This is a genomic window from Algibacter amylolyticus (genome assembly GCF_014202225.1).
Classification (GTDB): Bacteria; Bacteroidota; Bacteroidia; order Flavobacteriales; family Flavobacteriaceae; genus Algibacter_B; species Algibacter_B amylolyticus.
In genome coordinates this window covers 1-20,086 of sequence record NZ_JACHGE010000014.1, presented here as the reverse complement: position 1 = coordinate 20,086, position 20,086 = coordinate 1, and the positions used below count along the sequence as shown (strand labels likewise).

At 34.8% G+C, this 20,086-nt stretch carries 4 protein-coding genes and 1 pseudogene; all 5 read right to left on the bottom strand.

The window, feature by feature from the left end; genetic code table 11:
• Nucleotides 1–2,142 (bottom strand): annotated as a pseudogene (locus HNQ90_RS17725) (thrombospondin type 3 repeat-containing protein); the annotation flags it as partial.
• 421 nt (nt 2,143–2,563) lie between these two features.
• Complete coding sequence (locus HNQ90_RS17720; protein WP_144118257.1) at nt 2,564–7,501, bottom strand: LamG-like jellyroll fold domain-containing protein; 4,938 nt, start codon at nt 7,499–7,501, stop codon at nt 2,564–2,566.
• 10 nt (nt 7,502–7,511) lie between these two features.
• A complete protein-coding gene (locus tag HNQ90_RS17715) occupies nt 7,512–13,169 on the bottom strand; it encodes a LamG-like jellyroll fold domain-containing protein (RefSeq protein WP_144118256.1) in 5,658 nt (1,885 codons plus the stop codon).
• 157 nt (nt 13,170–13,326) lie between these two features.
• Nucleotides 13,327–19,194 (bottom strand): LamG-like jellyroll fold domain-containing protein, encoded by a 5,868-nt coding sequence (locus tag HNQ90_RS17710; protein ID WP_172625936.1) that lies wholly within the window; start codon nt 19,192–19,194, stop codon nt 13,327–13,329.
• Between the two features lie 424 nt (nt 19,195–19,618).
• A partial coding sequence (locus HNQ90_RS17705) for a T9SS type A sorting domain-containing protein (protein WP_183822396.1) occupies nt 19,619–20,086 on the bottom strand: 468 nt, incomplete at its 5' end.

The window sequence follows — 20,086 nt, the reverse complement described above, 5'->3', positions numbered from 1 at the left end:
ATAATTAGTAAAAGTATCATCAAGTTTTATCCATAACATGGTAGTCATTTTTGATAAACCACTAAAATTAAAATCACTATCAACATAATCATCAATACCATCAAAATCTATAGTCGCTGAGTGTGGCGGATTAACATTAAATATATCTCGATAATCTAAATCGCCACCTAAAGCAGTATCCGAATCTGCATCGCCAAAGGCACTAACAAGATCTGCTATATCTCCCAGAGCAACTTCATCATTAACATCTAGATAACCAACAATGGCATCAAAAACATCATTTAAACCATCGGTATCAACATCGCTAGCCCCTAATGTATTTGCTTGACCGTTTTCTTCAATATCTGGTATACCATCATTATCTGTATCGGTATCTAAATAATCAAATACGCCATCACCATCGGTGTCCTCCAGAGTAGCTAAATCTGTACCGCCCATAGCCGTTTCGTAGGCATCATCTAAACCATTATTATTAGCATCTGTAATAGAGGCACTACTATTACTTGGAGGAATATAGCCCACTGTAGGTTGAGCTTCTATATTATCTGGAATACCATCATCATCAGAATCAATATCTAAGTGATTTGGAAAGCCATCGTTATCTGTATCTATAGATTCACAATATGAGAAGTCGTAAATTTGAATTGTGGCATTACTGCTATTTCCATCATTTTTTGCTATCGTAATAGTTAACTCATCCATTGCTCCTTGCACTGCAACCTGCACACTATTAGATGGTGCATTGCCAGCAGCTCCATTTACATCGTATACTGTTTGCCCAGACACAATTCCATCGTTTAAATTAATATCTGAAATAGTGATTGGAACATTTACCCCACCATTTGTAGCTACTAAATCGGCAATATCTTCATTATCAAAACCAGCTAGTTTAAATGAAAAGTTATAAATAGGTTTAGAAGCACTAAACGTATAAACAGCGACATCTCCATTTGAAAAATCTGAATTTCGTACTTGCGTATTAATAAAGGCTCCCGAAACACCAGAAGCAGTAGCTGAATTTACTCCAGTTCCCCACAAGGCTGATCCTAATAATTCATATTTAAAATCAATATCTATATCACCATGAGGAAACACCCCATTGACAACACCCGGATTAGAAGAGTTGTCATTAAAAGTCTGTGCTAAAGCTATTAGCCCCGAAGAACAGTTAAGCTCATTAACATCTAAAATGCCATCATTATCATCATCTAAATCACATATATCACTAATAGTATCGTCATCAGAATCTAAATAACCAGAAACCAAAGCATTACACGAATCGATTTGACAATCGAAACTATATGCAAATGTATCAAAACCATGAGGCTCATGAGAATCTATTAATAGACCTCCTGATATTATAATATGTTTTACACTTATTTTACTTACAGGAGTATCACTTATAAAACCAATTGTATTTTCTATATTTTGACCACCAACTACTGTTGCCCTTAAATTATGATCTGCATCATATAGTTTTATGTTACCTGTAAGATCATCTCCTAAAAATGAACCATTAAAATATGCTATTAAATTCCCATCAACATAAATTTCATAATTTGACTCAGAGCCATTTCCAATAGTATCAAAAATATCGATTAAATCGAAACTAAAGGAGACCACAGGTGTTGTAAAGTTTATATTCATGGTGTAAAAATCGCCTGTTAAGGCACCCGTTTCTGGATAGATATAAACACCTTGCCCTGCATTACCAGATATAAACCCACCAGATGTGGTTGCTCTAAATTGTGCAATTTTTGAAGATGCTGTTCTACGATAATAGTTATCAACAAAGTCTAGTGTACCGTTTGCAAAAGTCCCAATACTTGTATTGGCAGACCCTGCAGTAGAAGAACTTGAAGGAAACACAAAATCGTTAGTACCATTTAAAACAGTTAAGGTTTGTCCTTTTTTAAATACCTCTGCTTGAAAACCAGATTCTTGGTAACCTAAACCATTTGTATTATTAGCACTTGAAAAGATTTTAAATCCTTCCTTAATCCAACTAACAGCATCACCTTGAGGGCTTGCCGCGCCAGAAACAGGCGGACAATTAACCAAACCTTGTGCTGATAAAACTTGTAGGTTTAATAAGAATAATACAACAGAAAATGTAAAGCCTAATTTTATTTTTATATTCATAACAAAACATTTAATAGCCATGAGCTATGTTTATTATGTACAGTAACAAAAATTAGTAAAATGGATTAAAAAAATAATATCTTGAGGGAAGATAAATTACCAAAACCACAAAGTGCTAGTAATCAATTATAATGTAAAAATAAATCTAATTTGTTCTTAAAGATGAATAGCCTACTATTTTTCGATTAAAGATTAAAAAAACCCATTTAAATGCATCGATGAAAAATGAAATGCATAAAAAAAGGATAAACTACTAGTATTTAAAATCAAACCATACACAATAATAGTTTAAAAAAACAACAAAAACTAGATAAAACGCGCGTTTTATTCGATAAAATGCAATTTTAAGTAAATTTATTCACTTTAGATCATAAAAAAAAGCTGCTATTAGCAGCCTTTTTTAAAAAGTTATAGCAAGAGCTTATTTAATAATTATTTTTTTAACCAACATTTCGTTAGAGTTGGTTCTCATATACACTACATAAGCTCCCGTAGAGATACTATTGAATTGTATTCCGTTTTCTAGAGTATCAATAGCTAAATCCGCCATTTCAAAAACCACTTGCCCGCGCATATTAACTAAAGACAGCTTACTAACAGCACTATTTATTTTTTTAACAAACAGGGTATTAGTAGAGTTCTGGTAGAAAATCTTGTTTTCAACAAAGTTAGAATCTTCGATACTTAAGGCTTCCGATTCGTTTTGAAAAACTATTTGAAAACGCTCATTAAATATACCTTGTTCAGAAGTAAACATATAGGCTTTAAAAGCGCTTAAATCAAAATAAGCACCTGTTAAATTATCTCGTATATATATTGTTTCTGCTTCATCTATATTTTCTGTTTCAGAAATTTTAATCTCAAATGCATTATCACCCGAAGACTTAAAATTTAAAGCTATGACCTTATCTTTTTTAATAGGCCCGTATGCTTGTATAGTCATATTTTGACCATTGAAATCTAGATTTAAATCATTGATAGTCTCCTTTGTACTTCTTGCGTCATAGCCATAATCATACTCGTCTGTAGTATAATCACTAAACCCTAACAGTAGTTCGCGTTTAATATATGGTCCCTTAGAGCACACAAATTCCAACCTAATTTTCTGCATTACACCTTCATCTGAATCTGCATCAATTGTTGATTCGCTAGAAGTTGTTGAATTAGTTTTCGATTTTTTAGAATCTGATTTTGAAAACAAAGAGCCCGTATCATAAGGACTAGTAGCAGAATAATCGGCTTCTTTTACAAACACACGTTGACTATTATTAAACTCCACCGTACCATCGAACGGTAAAATACCATCATTTTCAATCTCCGCCATAAAACCTTGCCCTATTGGAATGTATCTGGTTGGCATTTTCACTCCCTCTGAACCGCCTGTATCGTTTCCTTCAAGACCTACAAACTGAGAAGCTCTAATTGTACCAAGCTTGTTTACTTGGGCATAACCACCATTGTAATCTTTAAGTATGTGGGTGGAGCCACTCCATTGCTGCCACAACTCTATATAACCCTTTGTAACACCTTCATTATCATCAATAAACTTATGAATATCTAATGCCGATGGATACGGGTTAGCCAATAAATAAGCTGTTTTTGATATATTTTGAATAGATCCGACACCTCCTAAGTCATCTACATTTACAAGGATAGTTCCATTATTAGGTTTACCATCGAAGAGATACTGTTGTTCTGTACCCGAAGCTCCTGTTCCTTTTTGTGAATAACCGACTCCTGGCTCTAATGCTGTAGAAGTACTAAACTGTTTCCAATTCCAATACGTTATACCATTTTTAAACGTGTTTAACCAATAACTACTAATACTTCTACTACCTGTATATCCGGAAGTAAATGTCATATTAGTTCCAGTTCCATCCTTTAGCATATCTAAACTAAATGTACTATTGTTGGGGTTATTATTTGCTGTATTATTATCTATTAAAGCCGTAGCCATTGGTGCTCCAACTGGTGAACCCCAATAGTTATACCAATATGGATTAATTGTACCTTCTTGACGTCGTAAAACATTACCCTCGGCACTTGTTACTAAATCGCTATACTCGGTTTGTATTAATTGAGAATCGTTTAATAAATCTAATGTTCCATTTAATTCTAAATACCATGAGTTTTCCACTTGGTTATCGCCGTTAATAGTTAATGTTTTATCATTATCAATTATCAACCCAATAGTTTTTACTTCATGACTGGCATTAATATCATGTTTTACCTCAACAATACTCCAATCCTTATTAGTTGCCACATCGTCTATATCCCATACATCGCCATGTAACCAAGTACTCTCATTAGTCCAATCGCCATCGTTTACAGTAACGTAAGGCATTGGAGCTGTTTGGTCTTGTATTGTGGTTATGTTATACATTGTAATATCGTTCCCATAACTAGAATAATCTGTGGTTATATTACTAATTATATCCGTCATTGGAAAATAAGCCCTTAAATTGTTCCAAGATACTTTTTCATTTGAACTAAAATCTTGAACATCTTTTGGTATTATGGTGCCTTTAATTATACCCGCATTGTTCTCAATTTCTTGATACACCATTTGTTGTATTTGTTGATTGGTTAAAGCAGCATCAAACACGCGAACCTCATCTATATCACCACGAAAGTGTCCAAAACCAGCGGCACTAGTGTTAGTTGGGTAACGACCAATGGTAAAACCTCTTGTTGAGTAAATATGTGCAGACCCATTATAGAATTGGGTTAATAGTTCTGAATTTAACAAAGGACTAGAATTAGTACCCACTAACTCGCCATTTAAATACAATTTTACAGTTTCATCTTGAGAGTTAAAAACTCCCGCTAAATGATACCAAATATCATTTTCTAACTTTATTCCTAATAAGGGGTTAGGCTGCACACTAATACTATTGTTTGGATAGTTATCGCTTACTGTAACTTGGTCTTGCGTTAACACTTTAAATGCAGGAGTACGACCGTTAGTAACATAAAGATGCATAACCTCTTGACCTGCTACACTATATAATCTTGGTAAATTACCATCATTATCATGCTTAATTTTTACCCAACTCATTATAGTACCATTTTCCCAATTAGTTATAAATGGAGTACCCGCGATATAATCGTCTACCCCATCAAAATCTATACTTATTGGTGGCAAAGGGCATCTTTCAAAAACAGTTGTTAGTGTTTGTGTTCTACAACCATCTACAGTAGCAACATCAACACTATAGGTTCCAAAATCATTAATATCCAAAACACCAATAGCGGCTCTAGGATCATGACCAACATAGGTTGATCCATTTGGGAATGTCCAAGTATAGGCCATCCCTCTATAATTTAAAAGATAGATTGGAAATTCGCTACCTATTTCACCACAGCTTTCATTTTGAAATGCCACCCCTAATCCTGTAGCGACTTCCGATACTTGAGAACTTGTAGTATTACCACAACTATCTTCAATTCTTACAGAATAAGATAGGAGCGCGCTTTGGTTTGTAAAGTAACCATCAGTATTTGTGGCTAAAACTAAATTATTCGCATTATTAATAAGAGAAAAAGAGTAAGGTCCTGTACCTCCGGATACTACTCCAGAAATTGTAACCAAACCAGTACCACAATTATAGCTACTTAATGGTGTAATAGTAGGCTGTTGATAGGCCGCTATAGAAACGGTTTCCGATTCGAAAATACATGTTGTAGTTTTATAATACTGAACATAATAATTGCCTGCAACTAAGTTATTAAAAGTATATGTATTACTACTAGCTGTACCTGTTTGCACTATTGAATTAGTATCAGCATTTCGAAGCCTAAAGTATCTAGTACCCGAACTATAATAACTATTATTACTATTTACGCTTACATCAATAGAATTTGAGTTTACACAGTTTAAAGTTGGGTTAGTAGAAAAATCAACACTCAGTACATCCGTTACTTCAAAAGCATAGGTATCCGAATTGCCACAAGAATCTAGAGCTGTTACTTCATAATTACCAGGTATAAGCTCACTAAAAGTAGGCCCGTTTTGTGGACCTGGATTTCCTGTAAACCCAGAAGGCACGGTTGTTAACTCAAAACTTACCGGACCAACAGCACCATTACTACCGCTGTTGTATCTAACCTGTACTCTACCTGTACCTACTTCGCAAAAATCTACTGAAGGAATAGTTAACGCTTCATTTATCTCTATAGGTTCTTGTGTTTTCGTAGTTGAACTAGATCTAGTTAACCCACAGGCATCGGTAACAGAATAACTATAAGAACCATAAGGAATATTATTAAAAGTTCCTGTTGAATTTGATGTGGGCCCCGTATACCCCGCAGGTGTACTAGTTAAAGTATATACATAAGGACCTAGCATCCAATTAGGCCTAATTTGAAGAGACCAATCGCTACATGTCCTTTCTAATGAAGACCAGTTAATGTATGAACTAGGGTTTGAATGCGTATATGTTGCTGTTTGCCCACAAGCGTCGGTAACTTGAAACGTATAAGGTGCTTGATCTATTGGAAGTGTAAACTGCCCCGTAGTATTGGTAGAAGCGTACCCAGAAGGTGCACCACCTACAACCTCGAACATATAAGTTCCAAAACCAGTACCTCCAGTACCACCCACTTTATATATAGCTTCTGTACATGATATAAGCTCGCGAGTTGGACTTCCAGAAGTTGTTAAATTTAAAGTAGATAAAGTAGGATCGGTTAGTAAATAACTTCTAGTTTGAAAATCGCCACAAGCATCATAAACTCTTACGCTATAATTTCCGGCAGGTAAATTATTAAATGTATATGCTTTACTAGCTTCGTCTATCAATCCTGTTGTTGTACCAGAAGGACCACTGTAAATTTGATATTGATAAGGGCCTATTCCTGTTGCAACATTAACATCAATAGTACCAGTACTTGTACTAGGACACGTTGGATTTGTTGGTGAAAGTGAAAAATTTAAAATTTCTGTTTGGTCTTCTACTTCTATAGTTCCAATAAATGGTGGGTTACTAGAATTGTTTGCGTCCTCTATGGTTATTTCGTAATTACCAGGATACAAATCATTAAAAGTAAACGAAGACGAATCAAAAGCATCTGTAGTAGGATAGGTTTGTCCGTTTGCCGTTGGACCATTGGTAATAGTAAAAATATAAAACTTTAAAATACCAAAACCGTTACTTCCTGTTGCTGTTATAGAACCATTATTTGAACATGTAGCTTCAACAGAAGTTAAAACTCCTCCAACATCAAAATATGCCGTATTATCTTTACTTGCTGAAAGGGCTGTTTTATTGTAGTTATTTGCATATGATGATACATTTATTAATAACAAACATGTTATAATAAATAAACGTTTAAGCACGTTGTAGGTTGAGAGGGGCATATTTTTTAATTTATTTTATAATAATCTTTTTAGTTAAAATACTATTAAGGTCTGTTTTTATAAACACTACATAAGTACCTATATCAATATTATCAAATTGTATACCGTTTTGTAATTTATCTTTAGACACATTTGTCATTTCCAAAATAACTTGTCCGCGCATATTCACTAAAGACATTGTTTTAACATCGCTATTTAAATTCCTAACAAATAATGTATTTGTTGAGTTTTTATAATACATTTTATTTACATCGAAGCTATCATCACTAGTACTTAAACTTTCTTGTTCGTTTTGGAACACTATCTCAAAACGCCTATTAAAAACTCCTTGTGTTGATGAAAAACTATATGCTACACCTTCATTTAAATTAAAGTAAGTTCCTGTTTCTATATCGTGTAGATAAATCGATTGATTTTCTGTGATATTTTCCGTTTCTGAAATTCTAATTTCAAAATCATTATTACCCGACGAGCTAAAATTTAATGGTATAATCTTATCTGCAGTTATTGGTCCATACGCTTGAATATTCATATTTTGACCATTTAACTCTAAATTTAAACCGTTATTTTTTGCGGTTGTATTTTTTGCATCGTAACCATAATCATAATCATCGGTTGTAAAATCACTAAATCCTAATAGTAATTCGCCCTTTGTATCTGGTCCCGATGTAGAGTTAAACTCTAATCTAATTTTTTGCATGATAGGCTCCTCAACTTGATCTTCTGTTTCTGTTTCTTTAACAAACTCAGATTTTGTAAATAACGAACCTGTATCATAAGGATCAGTATCAGAATAATTAGCTTCTTTTATAAACACACGCTGACTATTATTAAACTCTACCGTACCATCAAACGGTAAAACACCATCATTTTCAATCTCTGCCATAAAACCTTGTCCTATTGGCATGTATCTGGTTGGCATTTTTGTACCTTCTAATCCGCCTGTATCATTTCCTTCAAGACCAATAAACTGAGACGCTCTTACGGTTCCAGTCTTGTTTACTTGAGCATAACCTCCATTGTAATCTGTAAGTACATGGGTAGAACCACTCCATTGTTGCCACAACTCTACATACCCATTTATAACACCTTCATTATCGTCGATAAACTTATGGATATCTAATGCTGATGGGTATGGGTTAGCCAACAAATAAGCTGTTTTGGTTACATTTTGAAGAGAACCAGTTCCCCCTAAGTCGTCCACATTTACAATGATGGTTCCATTATTAGGCTTACCATCAAAAATATATTGTTGCTCTGTGCCAGAAGCTGCTGTTCCTTTTTGTGAATAACCTACTCCTGGCGCTATTGCCGCAGATGTGCTAATTTTTTTCCAATCCCAATACGTAATACCATTTTTAAACGTGTGTAACCAATAATTACTAATACTATTACTACCTGTATAACTTGAAGTAAATGTCATAGCTGTTCCCGTTCCATCCTTTAGCATGTCTAGACTAAATGAGGTATTGTTGGGGTTATTACTTGCTGTATTATTATCCATTAAAGTGGTAGCTAATGGCGCTCCAACCGGTGAACCCCAATAGTTATACCAATATGGATTGATTGTACCTTCTTGACGGCGTAAAATATGCCCTGTTGCAGAGGTTACTAAATCGCTATTTACACCTTGTACTAATTGTGAATCGCTTAATAAATCTAATGTTCCATTTAGCTCAAAATACCAAGTGTTATTTATAAAATTGTCACCGCTTAGTTGCAATGTTTTTGTTGCATCAATAAACAAGCCTAAATTGGTGTGCGAACGACTTGTAGTAACATTATGTTGGATATTAATAATACTCCAATCTTTATTATTCCATACATCTTCTATATCCCATACATCGCCATGTAACCAAGTACTTTCACTAGTCCAAGCGCCATCATTTACAGTTGCATAAGGCATTGGCGCCGTTTGGTCTTGTAATGTTGTAATATTATGAAGCTGAGCTATATTACCGTTTCCTGAGTCATCCTGCACAGTAGAATTTAAAATATTTCGCATTGTATAGTACCCTTCTAAATTAGTCCAAGGTACTTTTACATTCGTCGTTAAATCTTCAATATCTTTTGGAATTATTGTTCCTTGTAAAAACCCAGCATTATCTTGTATTTCTTGATACACCATTTGCTGAATCTGCTCATCGGTCATGTTTTTATTAAACACACGAACTTCGTCTATAGCCCCATGAAAATAACTGTTTTGAAAGCGCTCAAACCTGCCTAATGTAAATACAGGATTGGTAAACGTTGCATTTGTAGACAAAGCCGTACCTGAATCTATATAAGTTACTGTTCGCACAGGCTCTCCATCCAAATAAAGATTTATAGATTTATCTGCACCACTAAAAGTCAAGGTTAAATGGTGCCATTCATTTTTCGGGATTGTTAAACCACTAGGGCTTAAACTGTATGATGTACCGGAATTATTAGTAATTACATATCCGCTTATACCACCAGTTGACGTAACCGAAATCCTAAACATATTTTGCCCAAGAATATCACCACTTTGCGAATGATTAGGATCTAATTTAACCCATGCCATTAAGGTACCTTCAGCCCAACCACTCATTTGTATACCTGGAATAGACACGTAATCGTCTACACCATCAAAATCTATAGTAGCATTGGCATAATAAACATCTATTAAATCACGATAATCTAAGTCGCCACCTAAAGCTAAATCGCTGTCGGTATCCGGTAAAATCGATAAATCTGTTGGATCTTCAATATCTTCATTGGCATCCCAAATTGTATCATTAGTTCCGGTTGTTTCAAATACATTATCTAAACCATCACTATCATCATCTACAAATGTCATTACAGGTCCTGACATGCCGTTTTCATTTATATCTAGAATGCCATCACTATCGCTATCTAAATCTAAATAATCTGGTGTGCTATCGCCATCGGTATCTTCTAAACTTGCTAATCCTGCGCCATAAGCCGTATCTATTCCTGTTGTATTATCAACCGTTCCCGATGGCAGAATATAACCAAATGTTGGTTGTGCCTCAACATTATCTGGAATACCATCGTTATCTGAATCTATATCTAAATGATCGTAAAAACCATCACCATCTGAATCTTTAGCCCAAGCCCATAATATAGCTCTTACCAATAAATCTTCGCCTGCTGCATTTAAACCGCCGTTGTAGCTTGTATGTGGAACAGCCACCCTTCTACCCGGAGCTGCTACAGCATTTTCCATTGGCTCCCCAATTTCCCAAGCAATCATACTTACCGTACCGTTAGGATGCTCTCCTAAATGCGTTCCTGACAAAATATTAGCGACTATGTAACTACCATCTCCAATATCTAAATCGCCTAAAGGTAAACCTTGGGTTATGGGATGTGAATTATTTGTAATCTTAATAAAATCTGTGTCAGGATCTCCAACCGCACCTGTTGTTCCAAAAATCTCATCAAACAACGCATTTTCACTGGTAACAACACCTTTTGTTGAAGTTTCTAAATTAGCAATATTTGTAAATGTAGTACCGCTATTTACTGTAGGATGAACATATGTTACTGAATAATTATCGACATCTTCAGAATCGGTATCGTTAACGACAGTTACTGTAAAACCTAAGTTTATTAATTTATCTATAGTGTTTTGTTGGTCTGTAGTAATTGTACCCCTTTTAACCCAAAGTAATGTTTTAGGATGTTCAACGGTATCTAAAATACCATCGTTATCATCATCAAAATCGCAATCATCACCAACACCATCCATATCGGTATCGATGTAATTTGGATTGTTACTATCACAAGTACTACACTCGTCGGCTTGTTGCGTATCATCAGCGCTTGTTCCAACACCTTGACCACCATTGGCGGCATTAGGTATACCACTACCATCTACACCTCCAGTGATTTGATTATTACCATCTAAATTTGAATATCCTATGTCGCTGTTTAAAGCGTCTCCCTCTAAAGCATCAGCACAACCATCATTATCAGAATCGTTATCTAAAGCGTTAATAATAGTATCTCCATCGCTATCTAAACAGCCTACTGGCATAAAGGCAACCCCTTCAAATCTGGTAGATACACTTGACACCGTGTTATAATCTACATTAAACGGATATGTAGCACCTTCTACATCTATATCAATATACCACTCTGAATCTCGAATTACAACAGTTCCAGAACTACAATCTAAAACTGTACCTGAAGCTATTATTGATCCGTGAGGATGGTTTAAGATTTCATTTAAAGGATCGTTAAGGACTGCAAATGATCCACCTGGCCAAGTAATGGTAATTTCTTTATCCGCATTTTGAGCACCATATGTTGAAGAACGCGCATTATTACCAACCCTTAATGAACTTAACTTTCCATTTTGAGCTTCTTGTAAAACAAATGCTATATCAAAAACATTACCTGGATTTACATAACCTTCATCCCAAGTTAATAAAACACCATCTGTAACATTTGTAGTGAAAGAAGTAAATTCCACGGGTACGGGATTTCCTGAAGGTATTTCGACTAAAGATGGTGACGATAATGAAAAATCTGAAGACATAACTCCCGATTCGAATGTACCAGAAATACTATTAGTTCCTTCTCCAGAAAGACTACTTGCTAGCAATGGCAATCCGCATTCATCTACATCTGGAATACCATCGTTATCATCATCTAAATCGCAATCATCCCCAAAAGTATCATTATCTGTATCGACAAAACTTGTACTTGTAGCATTACAAGAATCGCACTCTACGGCTTGTATAGTATTAATGGTAGAAGAGACATCATCTTGACCTGTTGTTCCGGCTCCAGCAATCCCAACATTTGTAGCAATTGGTATACCGTTATCGTTTACCGTTGCATTTATACTCCCATCTGGATTTAAATCTGTAAACTGTAATCCTGCATCGCCCTCAAGAGCATCTGGACACCCATCGTTATCACTATCTAAATCTAAATGATTCGGTATACCATCATTATCTGTATCGCACGTTACATTTGAGTTGGACACTACTCCTACAGCACCAAACTGGTATCGTGTAGTGTCTGTAGCCCCTGCCGTTTGTGTTACTGTTAAAGAAGTAAACTGACCAATTAATTGAAATGTTCCTGCTCCGCCTAATGCATTAGAAGTAATACTTTCTCCATCTGGTTCTGCGATAATTTGAGAGTTAGACGATAATATGGTTATTGGTGTTCCAAAAGTAATCGTACGATTAACATCGAAATTGGAAATATAAATAATTGGGTCTACTAAAATGCTTCCACCAAAATCGAATGTAAAATCTTGACCACTTGAATTAAGTACAACTCCTACAGAATCGCTTGTATCAACAGGCGGTGAAAACACAGCAGGATCTGAAAAATAAGTAGCATCACCTGTTGTAATTGTATTTCCGTTAGTTGAATTTGCACTAAATAGACTTACTGCCCCTGTTCCTGTTACATTAACTAGCTCTAAGCCTATTGGCATTACGCCATCTATTTGAGAACTTGTAAAACTTGTCCAATCTGTAAGCACAGATGTTGTTGAGGCCACAGCCATACTACATTCATCTTCATCAAGAATACCATCGTTATCGTCGTCTAAATCAACAGAATCTGTTATACCATCCAAATCTGCATCTTGAGCATGAATAGTATTTGTACATAAAAATACAATTGCAAATAATACTGTTATAAATGAAAACTTCTTCATAGGTTAATCCTTAATAGATAGGGACTATTAAAATTTTATTTGAGGGAATTGCAAAAATAACAAAAACAAGTTTCATAAGCTTAAAACAAACGATAATATGTTACTTTTCAGCGATTCAGCAATTTTTATCTAGCATTTTTCATACTCTCATAATTAATTATTTTACTATTATTTTTTTATTAATTACTTCGTTCGTTTCAGGCCTCATGTATACTACATACGCTCCTGTTGAAATACCATTGAATGTTATACCATTTTGCAATTGCTCAATTGAAACATCTGACATTTCTAATACTACTTGTCCACGCATATTTATTAGCGATAGCTTGCTAACATTACTATTTAGTTTTTTAACAAATAGGGTGTTTGTTGTATTTTGAAAATAGATATAATTCTCTGAAGCTACCGCTTCTTCCGCGCTTAAACTTTCTTGTTTGCTTTGAAATACTAATTCGAGTCTTGCATTGAATATGCCTTGTTTGGATGTAAAACTATAGGGATGATCATTTGTTAGATCAAAGTAAACACCCGTTTCATTATCGCGAATATATATATCTTGATGTTCTGATATATTCTCTAACCCTGTTAGCATTATTTCGAAGGTATGCTCTCCCGATGATCTAAAATTGAATGGCACAACTTTTTCCTTGGTTATTTCTCCATAGGCTTGTATTTGCATGTTCTGACCCTCTAAATCTAAATTTAAATAATCATGACTTTCCTCTGTACTTTTAGCATCATAACCATAATCAAAACCATCAGTAGTATAATTGCTAAACCCTAATAAGAGTTCCTGCCTTGTTTCAGGACCTTTAACCGAACTAAATTCTAATCGAATTTTTTGCATTACATCTTCCGCCTCTATTTCTTCGGAAATAGCCGATTTTGAGGATTTTCCCGTTGAAGACTTTAAAAATACAGATCCCGTGCTTCCAGTTCCATTAGCGTCTGATTCTTTAACATAAACACGTTGGCTATTATTAAAGTTTATTTTTGCATTATTAGCCAGAATCTCTACTACAAAACCTTGTCCCACAGGCAAGTATTTTGTTGGCAATACCGTACCTTCTTCATTACCCGTATTATCGCCAGAAAAACCAATAAATTGTGACGCTCGAATGGAGCCTGTTTTATTTACTTTAGCATATCCGCCAATATAATCATTTAGAATATGTGAAGAACCCGACCATTGTTGCCATATTTGCAAATAACCTCCGTTAGGATGGTTCTCATCTCCAATAACTCCTGCATTATCATCTATAAACTTATGAATGTCGATTGCTGATGGATAAGGGTTTCCTAAAAGGTATCCTGTTTTTGATACATCTGCTACCGATCCTGATCCACCTACATCATCTACATCAATTAAAATAGTACCATTATTTGGTTTTCCATCAAATATGTATTGTTGCTCGGTACCTGCATTTCCTATTCCTTTTTGAGTATAACCAACCCCTGGACCTAGCGGTGTGCTGGGTGAGTGAAAAGCCCAGTTCCAGTAGCTTAACCCATTTTTATAGGTATATAGCCAATAGGTACTTATTTTTCCAATTTCGTTATAGGCACTTGTAAAAGTTAAGATATTACCACTACCGTCCTTTATAGTATTTAACGTAAACGGCGTATTATTAGGATTGTTTATTCCTGCTGTATTATCGGTTAAAGCGGTGGCTAGATTTGTTGCTGATGGCTCACCAACTGGTGACGACCAATAGTTATACCTAAATGGGCTAGATGTGCCTTCTTGACGGCGTAAAATATGACCTTGTGCCGAGGTTACTAAATCGCTATTAATACCCTGTACCAATTGAGAATCTCCCAATAAATCTAGAGTACCATTTAACTCTAAATACCAAGAATTATTTACTTCGTTAGTACCTGCTACTTCAAGCGTTTTATTGGCATCTATAAATAAACCTAAATTCTTTATGGAATGATTAGCATCTACATTATGTTTTATATGTACAATACTCCAATCTTTATTGGTTGCAGTATCTTCTATATCCCAAACATTACCATGTAACCAGGTGCTTTCGCTTGTCCAACTACCATTACCAATAGTCTGGTAAGGCATTGGCCCTGTTTGCTCTTGTACTGTTGTTATATTATGCAATACAACATCTCTATTATTACCAGAATAATCGGAAGTTTTAGAATTTAAAATATTCGTCATTGGGTAATACGCTAAAAGATTGCTCCAACTTACTTTTGATGCCGTAAACTCATCTTCTATATCTTTATTAATAACGGTTCCTTTTACAAATCCTGAATTGTCTTCAATTTCCTGATAAACCATACGTTGAATCTGCGTTTCGGTTAATGCTTTATCAAAAACTCTAACCTCATCAATCTCACCATTAAAGTATTCCTGGTTTGATACATTTCTAGACAAACGCCCTATTTCGAACTTCCCTGTCCAACTTGAAGTACACAAAATGGTTTGCCCAATTTGACTTGTATTTACACCTGAAGTTGACTTTTTTCCGTCTATATAAATGGTTTGCCTACCTGTTACACCGCTAAATACACCAGTAATATGATGCCACTCATTATAATTTACATTCACCCCATTGGTTGCGCTTGTAAATCCTGCCGTGGTTCTAGTAGCAAACATAAACTTGTTACCGTTTTGAACATATATTCTACACGAAATATCTTCTCCAGCAATAGTAATATTTGAAACTCCTGCGTTTGATGGATCTACTCTTACCCAGGCCATTAAGGTAACTTCGTTTAATCCATTAAGCATAGAATCTCCTGATAAATAATCGTCTACGCCATCAAAATCTAAAGTGGCATTTTCAATGTAAACGTCAATAACATCTCTATAATCTAAGTCACCTCCTAAAGGAATATCGCCATCGGTATCTAAAAACGAAGTGGTTAAATCTGCTATATCACCAATAGAAACTTCATCATTTACATCCCAAACTGCTGTAACGGCATCAAAATTATTATCTAAACCATCACTATCATTATCATTGCCACTTAGTGTATTTACATCTCCGTTTTCTTCAATATCTGGAGTTCCATCACCATCGGTATCCAAATCCAAATAATCTGGAGTTCCATCTCCATCGGTATCTTCTACACTAGCTAATCCTGTACCATAGGCGGTATCTATTCCTGTTGTGTTATCAATAGTTCCTGTAGGCGGTGTATAACCAACTGTTGGTTGTGCCTCTACATTATCTGGTATACCATCGTTATCACTATCAATATCATGCTCGTTAAATATATTATCATTATCAAAATCGCAAGCCACTTTTATTAAGTTAAAAAATATTCTATTTAGAGTTGCTGTATGCGGTCCTGTAACACCAAAAAGTATGGTTTTAGATGAAAACGAGTTGTAAAAAAACGACACTAAATAGTTCCTGTTTGAAGAAGATTCTGAACCATTATTAAAATCTGTTCCTAAATTTTGAAATGCACCTGCTGGCCCTCCTCCAATTGCAAAATTTATTGCAGTTACCTGAGACCCTGCATTTACTCGATCTGGAGCGTCGGAAGCTTCATACCCAACCATATCTGAAAACTGACCTGCACCAGAATCTAAATCTGGAAGCGTAATAGTAACATTATTTAACGTAACCGGAGAACCTTGTGGTGTTGCAGCTGTTGCAGACCCGGAAGAAACAATTGAAATTTTATATAAAACATAAGGATCTTCATTAGCAACTACCCCTTTAAATCTTAAGTATTTTGTTCCACTAATATCATAAACTTCTAAAACACCTGTTGGACTATGCAACTCTGTAATTTCGACAACAACATCGTAATTAATACCATTATAAGTAATTGCATTCTGATTTATTAAAAAATCGCCAACTTGTAAATTAGATCCATTTCCAATTAGTGTAGTTAAATTATTTAAATTTATACTTGGACATTCCATAGAATCTAAAATACCATCATTATCATCATCTAGATCGCAATCGTCCCCAACGCCATCACTATCTGTATCTACGTAGTTTGGGTTATTACTATCACAAGTGCTACATTCATCTGCTTGTTGAGTATTATTTGCACTTGTACCAATACCTTGACCACCATTGGCTGTAGTTGGAATACCATTACCATCTACACCTCCAGTTATTTGACTGTTACCGCTTAAATCTGAATATCCAATTTCGCTAATTAACGCATCTCCTTCTAATGCATCGGGACAACCATCACCATCAGAATCTGTGTCTAAATGATTTGGTATGCCATCGCTATTAGTATCTTGACTTTTACATGCTTCAACCGAGAAACGAAAATCATCTATAACTGAATAGTTTTCTATAGAACTCGCCTCTTCTTTACCATAAACATAAAACCTAAAGGTATACTCTGTATTTGGTTTTAATCGAATTTCCGGAATAACCATGTTATCGAACCTTGCATATATAGTTCCATCGTCTACATTATAAACATCTTGCGACAGGGTTGTCCATGTTCCTGAACCACCCTCTGAAAACCGAGTAGCAGAGTAAAATGAATCGCCTTTTGTAGGTTCGTACCAACCTGTATATATATCGGTTAATAATATATTTGATAATTCTGAACTTGTGGTAAAACTCATTTCCACATAATCATTATTAGATATTGCTTCGGAAAAACTAGCAGAAGCTGTAGATGTAAATCTAAGTTGAGTACTCGTCCCTGGATCAAATTTACCAGTATCAAAATTTAAAGCTGTGGTTGAAGCCAGTACCCAATCTGTTATTTCAGGATCATCTACTGAATCCATATTTAAATTCCCTGGCGGAGAATTAAGCGACCAGGTAAATGCGCTATTAATAGAATCTTCAGATTCATCACAATCTAAAATGCCATCGTTGTCATCATCTAAATCACAACTATCGGAAATTCCATCATTATCTGTATCAACTCCTGTATTTATTCCCAATGTTATAGTTGCTATATTACTTGTTGAATCTGCATCACAACCTCCTAGCACGGTATCTTTTACTGTATAATTAAAACTGAATAAGCCAGAAAAACCAGGCACGGTGGATAACGTAATTTCTCCTGTTGTATTGTTTACAACCGCTGTAACGCCTGCTGGTAAATTAGATACTTCTACGGTGCTTGGGTCTATGTTATTTTCATGATCTATATCGTTATCCAAGGCATCAATTACTATAGTATCTGAAGGACAAAATACACCAACAAAGGTATCATCTACTGCGATTGGTCTTCCGTCTAAAACAATATCCAAACTTTCTAAATCAACTCCTGATGTTGTGGTAACTTGATCTACTTGTGTAATGACTCCAGTTGTTTCATTTACATTGTAAAAATATCGTCCATCTGAAGTAAAGAAATTACCACTAATATCAAACGCTAAACCATCGCTTATTAAATCAGAATTTGCAATGGGTGTTACTTCACCGTTTGTTTTATCCACTCTCGCAATCCAGTCATCTCCACCTCCGGTACCATAAAACTCTCCCGAAATGTATAGATCGTCGGTACAGGTATTAAAAGTCATGTCCTCGTTTGTTCCTATAGTAAATCCTGAATATGCAGGATTCATTACTAAATCTAAATGATCAATACCAGCACCAAAGGCATTGGGCACCACATTACCGGTTGTAGTATCAAATGAAAAAATAAAATCTGACCTACCACCTGACGGACTGCTTACTGCAAAAAATTCATTATTAATGGATCGTCCAATTCCATTAACTCTTTCTATTGTAGAACCATCACCTAGGTTACCAAAAAGCCCCGAACCCATAGGTTGTACACCCGCTGTAGGATTATTTAAATCATAAATATAAATTCCAGTATCTGTAAAATTTGCACCTAAATAAACTATATAAAGCTTGTCTCCAACTATAACACAATCTCTTGCATCACCAGGAAGATCGTTAGTGCCATTATTTAAATTTCCAATATAAGTCCAAGTATTCGGTCCTGTAGCATTAGGGTTCTGACTCACATAAACCTGATGTGGAATTCCTTCATTAATTGTATATGCAGCAATTCCGTAGGTACTAAATTGAGCATGACTAGTCAGTGATAATAATATCATTAAGACGCATACGGCACAACTAAAAAACGCTTTCATAACCTTCAGACTTTAGCAACAGACATTCATATTTTAGACACACAAAAACTTACACAAATAGAATAAATAATAGTAATTCTAAAAGATTAAAAATCTTTTCTACTCTGTTTTTAAATTATAGTTTGATTTCCATCAAACTTGAGAGAAATTCAAAAAACAGGTACAAAGATGGTAATTTAACTACTATTTACCTTACATCACAAAGAAATCATAAGTTAAAAAGACTGTTAAAATAGATGAAATGCATTTTTTGTGAGATTTAAAAATATTAGAACTGTAATTTTATTTTTTCAATATTAAATCTTTTATATTAACAATAATGTGTGTTTTAGCCCTTGATCATTTATTAACAAAGCATAAAACAACTTAACTCTTTGTTTCACTTAATTTATTTAAGAATTATCTTTTTAGTAAGTAATTCATTTGCCTCTGTTCTCATATATACAATATAAGCTCCTGTTGAGACCGAATTGAATGTTATACCATTTTGTAATTGTTCCGTTGAAACATCAGCCATTTCTAACACCACTTGTCCACGCATATTTATTAGCGATAGCTTGCTAACATTACTATTTAGCTTTTTAACAAATAGGGTGTTTGTTGTATTTTGAAAATAGATATAATTCTCTGAAGCTATGGCCTCTTCCGTACTTAAACTTTCTTGCTTGGTTTGAAACACCAGTTCGAATCTGTTATTGAAAACACCTTGACCAGCATTAAACTCATAGCTATCATTTTTAGTTAAATCGAAATATGTGCCCGTTTGGTTGTCTTTTAAATAAATAGATTGACTTTCGTCTATATTTTCTAATTCGTTTAGCTTTATTTCGAATGAATTATCTCCAGACGATTTAAA